This is a genomic window from Caproiciproducens sp. MSJ-32 (genome assembly GCF_018918055.1).
Lineage (GTDB): Bacteria > Bacillota > Clostridia > Clostridiales > Clostridiaceae > Clostridium.
The window spans coordinates 1-9,370 of record NZ_JAHLPS010000118.1 but is presented as its reverse complement, the minus strand read 5'-3'; the positions used below and the strand labels follow the sequence as shown (position 1 = coordinate 9,370).

The following is a 9,370-nucleotide window of genomic DNA, read 5'->3' as shown; positions in this document are numbered from 1 at the left end:
ACGCCGCCAGCGTTCGTCCTGAGCCAGGATCAAACTCTCACTAAAAAATTTAATCTGTCTCAAATTTCTTTGAGTTAATCTTAGACCTTCAAAAGAATTGCTGGTTTATCTTTACTTAATATTCTGTTCAATTTTCAAAGACCAATTTCAAATTCTCATTTGATTTTCTTTATCGCCCTCAAGCGACTTTTTTATATTATCATCTTAAATCTAAATTGTCAACATTATTTTTTAATTTTTTATTTAGATTTAAATACTTGTTCTCAAACGGAACATCTATAATCATAGCACCAATAAATATTTATATTTCGACAAATTTATCATATTTTTTTATATTATAATGCTAATTTAAAATATTTCTTTTAAATACTAATTTATTCACCTATGGATACGCTTGGCTGATTTGTCTATGAATAATTAAATAAAAAGTAGCTAAGAAGAATTTATTATAAAGACTTCTTAACTACTATTATTATTTTATTATTCCAATAAAAATGTTTTTTGTTTTTGTATTGTTACAGGATAATCATAAGTCCCCTTTATCACTTCATTTTCACTTATTACAGTTCCCTTATCAACTACTACTTTATCCATAATTACATTATCTTCTATTACTGAATTTTGCATTATAACACAGTTCTCTATCTTTGCTCCTTTTCCTATTCTTACTCTTCTACCTATAATACAATTTTTTACTTCTCCTTCTATATATGAACCATTTGCAATTATTGAATTTGATACCCTGCTGTGCTCAGTATACTTAGTTGGAGGTTCATCTTGTGATTTAGTATATATAGGATTTGTACAATAAAATAACTCATTATTAACATCTTGATTTAAAATATCCAAGTTAGTATCAAAATATTCTTTAATACTATTTATACAGGATAAATATCCATCAAATTTATATACTCCTACTTTTAGACTATCTAAATTTGATTTAATATATTCTTTTATTTTTCTATGAATTCCAGTATTTACGCACTCATATATTATATTTACAAAAAGTTCAGTCTTCATAATAAACATTTCCATATTTATTATTGCATTCTTGTCTATTCCAATATTTCTTCCTATACTTATAACTCTTTCTTTACTATTTAAATTTAAAACTTCGCATCCTAAGAATTTTTCATCTGCATTTGATACTAATTTTCCTACAATAGTTATATCATTTTTATCTTTAATATGCTTTTTTAAGACATATTTATAATCTATATTACAAATCATATAAGATGGACTTATCAATACATATTCTTTTCTACTTTGCTCAATAAACTCCATATTATCAAGAAAATTACGAACATCATCATAAAAAGGATCATAGTCACCAAAATTAAATATTCTAAGACCATCTTTTTTTCTATGCAAATCCCATGGTCTTCCGTTTGTTATATGATTAATAAGAGATCTTGATTTTTTTGGAGTAAATATTCCTATCCCCTGTATCCCTGAATTAGCCATATTAGATAATACGAAATCAATTATTCTATATCTAGCTGATATCGGAATTGCAGCCAATGTTCTAAATCTAACTAACTCTCCCATTCTACTTTCATTTTCATCTAAATTAATAATACCTAAGCAGTCATTCATAATATCCCCCCTGCAACACTAAATCTTCCCATTATTTCTTCATCTAAATCAAAACTTATTCCCTTCATTGCAATATCTTTTTCCCAAGTTAAATGCTTATTTGCACCTACAACTCCAATACTATCTATATTAATTAATGAATAATTATCATCTATTATAGCTCCAGTTCCTATTATAGCCCTTTCAATTATTACATTATCTCCTATCTTAACATTTGGCATTATTACAGAATCCTTAATTACAGTATTTTTGCCAACAGATACTCCTTGTGAAAGAATTGAGTTTTCAATTCTACCGTTTATCCTGCAACCCTCTGTCACCAATGAATTTATTATTACTGCTTCTTTTCCAATATAATGAGCTGGTCTTACCTGAGTTTGTGAATATATTTTCCAGCCCTTATCATATAAATCTAAAGAATTATTAACATCTAATAAGTCCATATTAGCTTGCCATAAGCTTTCTATAGTTCCTACATCCTTCCAATAACCCTTAAATGGATACGCAAATAAGCGTTTTTTTGCTTCTAACATTTTTGGTATTATATTTTTTCCAAAATCATTACTTGAATTTGGATCTTCTTCATCTTCTTTTAAAAATTGCTTTAATAGTTTCCAATTAAAAATATAGATTCCCATTGAAGCATTAGTACTCTTAGGATGTTTAGGTTTTTCTTCAAATTCATAAATAGAATTATCCACCCTTGTATTCATTATTCCAAATCTGCTTGCCTCTTCTATAGGAACATCAATAACTGCAATTGTTGCATCAGCATTATTTTCTTTATGAAAATCTAACATTTTATCGTAATTCATCTTATATATATGATCTCCCGATAATATAAGTACATATTCAGGATCGTATCTATCAACATATTCAATATTCTGATAAATGGCATTAGCTGTACCCTTATACCAATCTCCACCCTTTTCTTCTTGATACGGTGGAAGTATTGACACACCACCATCTCTCCTATCTAAATCCCAAGGGTCTCCTATTCCTATATGAGAATTTAAATCTAATGGTTTATATTGAGTTAATACACCAACTGTATATATTCCTGAATTTGAACAATTGCTTAAAGGAAAATCTATTATTCTATACTTTCCTCCAAATGGTACAGCGGGCTTAGCTATATTTTTCGTTAATATACCCAATCTAGATCCTTGTCCGCCTGCTAGAATCATTGCAATTATTTCTTTTTTTCTCATAAAATCTATATCCCCCTTAAAACAAACATTATTATCCCCTAAACAAAACTTTTATCAAATTCTTCTATTATATCTTTATAAATAATTTCTCCAATAACTTCTCTATATAATCTTAAATATTCCTTAGCAGATTTTTCCCAGCTATTATCAGAATTCATAGCTTGTACTCTCAAGCTTTCAAAAGCTTTCTTATCTCTATATACTTCTAAAGCATACTTAGTTATCATTAATAATTCATCTGATCTATAATTTCTAAATCCAAATCCTTTTCCTTCACCAGTATATTTATTATATGGAATTACAGTATCCTTTAATCCCCCTGTCTCTCTAACTATTGGTAAAGTTCCATATCTTAAAGCTATTAATTGACCAAGTCCACAAGGTTCAAATAATGATGGCATTAAAAACAAATCTGAAGCAGCATATATTTTATGAGCAAGTTCATTACTAAATTTTATATTTACACTCATCTTATCCCTATGTCTTCTTTCAAAGTCCTTAAAGCTTGCCTCATAAAGACAATCTCCTGTTCCTAAAACAACTATTTGAAGATCTTCTTTTAATAATTCTTCAAGAATATTTAAAATTAAGTCACAGCCCTTTTGGTGAGTCAATCTCGAAACCATACCAATCATTGGTATTTCCTCATTTACTTCCAATCCCAATTCTTCCTGTAAAAACATCTTATTAATTGCCTTCTTATATAATGTATTCACATCATAATTTTCATATATATATTTATCCTCTAATGGGTTATATTCATCATAATCTATTCCATTAACAATTCCTTCTAAAGAATCTCCTCTATATCTTAATAATCCATCTAATTTTTCTCCATATTCCTCTGTCTTTATTTCTTCTGAATATGTCTTACTAACTGTAGTAACCTTATCTGAATAATTTATAGCTCCTTTTAAAAAGCTAACAGCTCCATAATGCTCTAAACTTCCATTATTAAAAGCTTCATAGTCATATCCAAAAAGTTCTGGCAAAACTTCCTTTGAAAACATTCCTTTGAAAAATAAATTATGAATAGAAAATACTGTTTTTATATTTTTAAACTTCTCATCTTTTATATATTCTAATTTATGCAAAACTGGTATCATCCCTGTTTGCCAATCATTACAATGTATTATATCTGGTACCCAGTCCATATTTTTTATAAATTCTAAAACAGCCCTATCAAAAAAGGCAAATTTCTCTCCATCGTCATAATAACCATATAATCCATCTCTCTTGAAATAATATTCATTATCTAAAAGGTAAAACTTAACTCCTTCATGATCATATTCAAATACTCCGCAATATTGATTTCTCCAACCAACTCTTACATTAAAATTTTTTACATACTTTAAATTATCTAATATATCTTTTCTTATATCTTTATACTTAGGCATTATCACTCTAGCATCTATACCTAGTTTTTTTAGTGCCTTGGGTAAGGCTCCTATAACATCCCCTAGCCCACCAGTTTTTATTAAGGGGTGAGCTTCTGATGCTGCAAATAAAATCTTCATACTACTCCTCCTTTAATTATTGCTGTTTATAACTATTTCTTTAGTTTTAATATCATTTATGCTATTTTCACTCTCTAATTCTTTATAAGAAAGAATCATAGCTGCCATAGGTGGAACTTTAATTGTTATTGAATAATCTCTATTATGATATTTATCTTCTACCGATATAAAAGGCTCCTCATTTATTTGACCTGATCCTCCAAATATCTTGTTATCAGAATTAAATACCTCCTTATACTCACCTAAATATGGTACTCCAAGTTTAAAATCGTAATATGCAATAGGAGTAAAATTACATATAAAAATTAATGTATCTTCTTTCTTAACTCCCCTTCTTATAAAAGAAAAAATACTTTGATCCTTATTATCAGGATCTATCCATTCAAAGCCTTCTCTTTCATAATCAAGTTCATATAGAGCCTTATTTTCCTTATAAAATCTATTCAATGCCTTAACATAATCATGAGTCTTTTTGTGCATTTCATATTTATCTATCAATTCCCATTCTAAATCTTCATATTCTCTCCACTCTATAAATTGTCCAAATTCATAGCCCATAAAAGCTAATTTTTTTCCTGGATGTCCCATCATATATGCTAAGTATAGTCTAAGACCTGCAAATTTATTCCAATAATCTCCCCACATTTTATCAACTAAAGACTTTTTACCATGAACAACTTCATCATGAGATAATGCAAGGATAAAATTTTCTGAGTAATTGTACATCATAGAAAAAGTAATATTATTATGGGCATATTTTCTGTATATTGGATCCTCTTCAATATATTTTAGAGTATCGTTCATCCAACCCATATTCCATTTAAAATTGAAACCAAGTCCTCCTACATGTATCGGCATAGTCACATTTGGCCAAGTTGTAGATTCTTCAGCAATCATAAGTATATTGTTAAATTCACTAAAAACGGCTGCGTTCATTTTTTTTAGAAATTCTATTCCTTCTAAGGATCCATTACCACCATATTTATTAGGCTTCCATTCACCTTCTTTTCTACCATAATCTAAATATAAAATATTAGATACTGCATCCACTCTTATTCCATCTATATGAAACTCCCTTAGCCAATAAAGAACATTTGAAATTAAAAAACTTATAACTTCTGGTTTTCCCAAATCGAAATTTGCTGTTCCCCAGCCTCTATTTTCTGCTTTCCATTCTTCCTCATATTCATAAGTAGGAGTTCCATCAAATCTATACAAGCCATGCTCATCTTTACAAAAATGTCCTGGTACCCAATCCAAAATAACTCCAATATTATTTCTGTGAAGTTCATTTATAAGAGCTTTTAATCCCTTAGGATCTCCATATCTGCTAGTTACAGAATAATATCCTGTTCCCTGATATCCCCAAGATGCATCTAAAGGATGTTCAACAATTGGCATAAACTCAACGTGGGTATATCCCATTTCCACTAAATATTTTGGCAATTCACTACATAAATCTTCATATGTAAGAAATTCTCCATTATTATGCCTCCAAGAACCAAGATGCATTTCATAAATATTAATCGGCTCCTTAAAAACATTTATTTTATTTCTTCTATTAAGCCACTTTCTGTCTGTCCATCTGAATTTTATTTCATCCTTAATAATAGAAGCTGTGTTTGGTCTAATTTCTGAATATCTTGCATAGGGATCACTCTTATAAAATCCATTTTCTAAAGAATCCTTAACAATATAATATTTATAAATATTGCCTTCTTTAAGTTTTGGTATAAATAAAGACCATAAGCCTTTATCATTTATTTTTTTCATCTTAAATTCTTCTTTTGGCTTAAAGTCGCAAAAATCACCTACAACATATACTTCCTTAGCTCTTGGTGCCCAAGTTGTGAACCTAACACCTTTTTTTCTATTTTCAGATATAATATGAGCACCCATAAAACGATAGCTTGCATAATTATTACCTTCATGAAATAGCTGAATATCTTTCTGCAAAAGTTGTCCATTCTTAACTTTACTTTTTACTGCCTGTGACATATTACTCCTCCTTTGCCTTGCTTATGTAAATTATTATATCATTACATTCCATTTATTCCCATAAATTTCGTTTTTCTATATTTTATAAAAAGACCGATTTTATTTCTTTTTTCTTCATATTTTTATCTATTTAATATATTCTATCGATATGCTTACTGATATTTATATTTTTTCTCTAATTTTTCGACACTACTTTTAACAACTTATTATTAATATTTTATTAAGGTTATTTTAAGATTTTAAATTCTCATATATTAAGATTTATCCTTTAAAATTAGAAACATATTTTATTAATTATTAAAAAAATATTAGCCATACTTTTAATAAGATTTAAAAAAGCAAATAAGGAGGTATAAAATGAAAATACTAGAAGTAAAAAATCTTAAGAAAACCATAGGAAATAGAGATATTATAAAAGATATTAGTTTTTCAATAGAAGAAGGAGAAATATTTGGCTTTTTAGGACCAAATGGTGCTGGTAAAACCACAACTATTAGAATGCTTGTAGGACTAATAAAACCAAGTTCAGGAAATATATCAATTTGCGGTTATGATTTGCGAAAAGATACAGAGAATGCTCTTAAAGAAGTTGGGGCAGTAGTTGAAAATCCTGAATTATATAAGTATCTTTCAGGAAGAGAAAATCTTATGCAAATTGCAAGAATTAGAAAAGTTCCAAAAGAAGAAGTTAACGAAATAATAAAATTAGTAGGATTGGAAAACAGAATTGATGATAAAGTAAAGAAATATTCTTTAGGTATGAAACAACGTTTAGGCTTAGCTGCTTCTTTATTGTCTAAGCCAAAGCTGCTTATTTTAGATGAGCCTACTAATGGCTTAGATCCTTCTGGAATAATAGATTTTAGAGAAATAGTAAAAAAAGCTGCTAAGGAAAGAGGTATTTCAGTATTTATTTCCTCTCATATTCTATCAGAAGTTCAAAACTTATGTGATAGAGTAGCCTTTATTAATGATGGTGTAATTAAGTCTATAGAAAGTATTATTGATAATTCTATGGAAACAGAAACAGATATTATTTCTTTAAAACTACTTGAAAATATTAATTCAAATATACTTTCTTCTTTAGATTATGTGAAATCAGTAAAAAAAATAGATGATAAATTTGAACTTATAATTCTTTCAAATAAAACTCCTGAACTTATTAAATATCTTGTTAATAATAACTATAACGTTGAAGAAGTCTTTAAGTTAAGAAAAGGTCTAGAGCAAAGATATATGGAATTAGTTGAAGGAGGAATAAGATAATGTTATTTAGTCTTATAAAAAATGAATTTATTAAAATATTTAAAAGAGGGAAAACCTGGATTGTTTTTGCTTTATTTCTTATCTTTATTGCTCTAACAATCTATGGAAATTGGAAAGGTGAACAAAATATGAAAGAAATTAATTCACCTGAATATCAACTTCAAATGGCTGAAGATCAATTAGCTTATTATAAAGAAGAATTAAAAAATGCAGAAGCTTCCGGAGATGAAGCTTGGATAGAATCTATAAAATCTTCAATAGAATACTATGAGAAAAGTATTGAATTAAATAAAAAAATATTAAAAGAAGGTATTAGCGAAGATACTTGGAAAACAGAATTGGATATGTCTATAGATAATATTAAAAATACAATAAAAGAATACGAAAAAAATGGTACAAAAGAAAGATATAAAAACGATTATATAAGTCTACAAGAAGAATTAGAAATTCTTGAATATTTAAAGGCAAATAGTATAGTTCCGCTTAAGGGGTGGGAATATCAAGAATATAATTTTCTTGAAAGTTTGAGTACCTTATTAGGAATAGGCCTATTAGTTGCTGGTATTGCAGTTTTTATGAGTGATATTTTATCTGGCGAAGCAACTCCTCCAACCCTTAAATTTTTACTTGTACAACCTGTTTCTAGGGCTAAAATCTTACTTTCTAAATATATAGTTTCAGTTATTACAGTTTTAACTTTAATAATAATACCAGAAATACTTGGAATGACGTTTGTAAATTTAACTTCTAATATAAATGTAGGAAATTATCCTGTTAGAGTAGGACAACAATATGAAAAAGTATTTAACCCAGAGTATGGAGAAATGGTTCTTGAGAAAATTCCTGAAACTTCAGAAATGATAACTAATTTTGATTTGGCTGTTAGAACAATAGGATATCAAGCAATATTCATAATTACTTGCTGTAGCGTAATTTTTATGTTTTCTACATTATTTAAAAGCAGTATGATATCTATGGCTGTCTCCGTTATATTGACAATATTCTTATCTATAGGAACACAAGTAATTGGAACATTAAGGATTTATAGTCACTTACTATTTACAACTTATGCAGACAGTTATAACTTAATATCATCTAAATTACCTTTGATGTACAATAACGAAAAGTTGACAATAACTAATGGAATAATATGCTTAATTTTAACAATAATTATATCTTACTTAATTTCTCATATTAACTTTAAGAATAAAGATATACTAATATAAATAATTAAATATAAAATTATAAAAAAGAAGATTGTTAACAATCTTCTTTTTTATTGCGATTAATTACCCACAATTAAATTAATAATTGAAAAGTTATTAACAATTAAAATCTTTATTTTTATTAAATATGTTAATAACTTTCAATTTCTTTAATATATTTTGGATAAGAAAAAAAGACTTAAGAAGTTACTCTTAAGTCTTTTTTATAACCTGGCAACGTTCTACTCTCCCACAGGGCTTCCCCTGCAGTACCATCGACGCTGTAGAGCTTAACTGTCCTGTTCGGAATGGGAAGGAGTGTTTCCTCTACGCCATTATCACCAGATAAATTATAAATCAAATTTGTGGTTGGGTTGGTGAAGAATACTCCATATAACGGAGTTTCTACAGAGAAATTGTTCTCTGAAAATTGCACATGAATAATGCCATTTATTTTAGTCAAGCCCTCGACCTATTAGTATTAGTCAGCTAAATATGTTACCATACTTACACCTCTAACCTATCAACCTTGTGTTCTTCAAGGGGTCTTACTAGCTTATGCTATGGGAAATCTCAT

At 28.1% G+C, this 9,370-nt stretch carries 6 protein-coding genes and 2 rRNA genes; 2 read left to right on the top strand and 6 right to left on the bottom strand.

Features of this window, described 5'->3' with window-relative positions; genetic code table 11:
- Positions 1–480 precede the first annotated feature (480 nt).
- From glgD to glgB, 4 genes are read right to left on the bottom strand one after another with little or no spacing between them, the layout of a single operon-like run.
- Positions 481–1,596, bottom strand: a complete 1,116-nt coding sequence (glgD, locus tag KQI16_RS12135) for a glucose-1-phosphate adenylyltransferase subunit GlgD (RefSeq protein ID WP_216434781.1) — start codon at positions 1,594–1,596, stop codon at positions 481–483.
- Positions 1,593–2,807, bottom strand: coding sequence for a glucose-1-phosphate adenylyltransferase (locus tag KQI16_RS12130; protein ID WP_216434779.1), 1,215 nt, complete (start codon positions 2,805–2,807; stop codon positions 1,593–1,595). Before KQI16_RS12130 ends, glgD begins: the two co-directional genes overlap by 4 nt.
- 38 nt (positions 2,808–2,845) lie before the next feature.
- On the bottom strand, positions 2,846–4,324 hold the full coding sequence (gene glgA, locus KQI16_RS12125) for a glycogen synthase GlgA (protein WP_216434777.1): 1,479 nt from the start codon (positions 4,322–4,324) through the stop codon (positions 2,846–2,848).
- Positions 4,325–4,336: 12 nt separating this feature from the next.
- On the bottom strand, positions 4,337–6,322 hold the full coding sequence (gene glgB / locus KQI16_RS12120) for a 1,4-alpha-glucan branching protein GlgB (RefSeq protein ID WP_216434775.1): 1,986 nt from the start codon (positions 6,320–6,322) through the stop codon (positions 4,337–4,339).
- 357 nt (positions 6,323–6,679) lie between these two features.
- Between glgB and KQI16_RS12115 the strand changes: the two genes are divergently transcribed.
- Together KQI16_RS12115 and KQI16_RS12110 are read left to right on the top strand one after the other, a co-directional pair.
- Entirely contained in the window at positions 6,680–7,588 is a 909-nt protein-coding gene (locus KQI16_RS12115) for an ABC transporter ATP-binding protein (RefSeq protein ID WP_216434773.1), read from the top strand.
- Complete coding sequence (locus tag KQI16_RS12110; RefSeq protein WP_216434771.1) at positions 7,588–8,814, top strand: ABC transporter permease subunit; 1,227 nt, start codon at positions 7,588–7,590, stop codon at positions 8,812–8,814. The genes KQI16_RS12115 and KQI16_RS12110 overlap by 1 nt, the downstream gene beginning before the upstream one ends.
- 208 nt (positions 8,815–9,022) lie before the next feature.
- Here the strand turns inward: KQI16_RS12110 and rrf are convergent.
- Positions 9,023–9,139 (bottom strand): 5S ribosomal RNA (rrf, locus tag KQI16_RS12105).
- Between the two features lie 109 nt (positions 9,140–9,248).
- Positions 9,249–9,370, bottom strand: a 23S ribosomal RNA gene (locus KQI16_RS12100); the annotation flags it as partial.

Bases quoted from the DNA above. Each gene is read 5' to 3' on its own strand.
- glgD (WP_216434781.1), bottom strand. From the start codon at position 1,596: ATGAATGACTGCTTAGGTATTATTAATTTAGATGAAAATGAAAGTAGA.
- KQI16_RS12130 (WP_216434779.1), bottom strand. From the start codon at position 2,807: ATGAGAAAAAAAGAAATAATTGCAATGATTCTAGCAGGCGGACAAGGA.
- glgA (WP_216434777.1), bottom strand. From the start codon at position 4,324: ATGAAGATTTTATTTGCAGCATCAGAAGCTCACCCCTTAATAAAAACT.
- glgB (WP_216434775.1), bottom strand. From the start codon at position 6,322: ATGTCACAGGCAGTAAAAAGTAAAGTTAAGAATGGACAACTTTTGCAG.
- KQI16_RS12115 (WP_216434773.1), top strand. From the start codon at position 6,680: ATGAAAATACTAGAAGTAAAAAATCTTAAGAAAACCATAGGAAATAGA.
- KQI16_RS12110 (WP_216434771.1), top strand. From the start codon at position 7,588: ATGTTATTTAGTCTTATAAAAAATGAATTTATTAAAATATTTAAAAGA.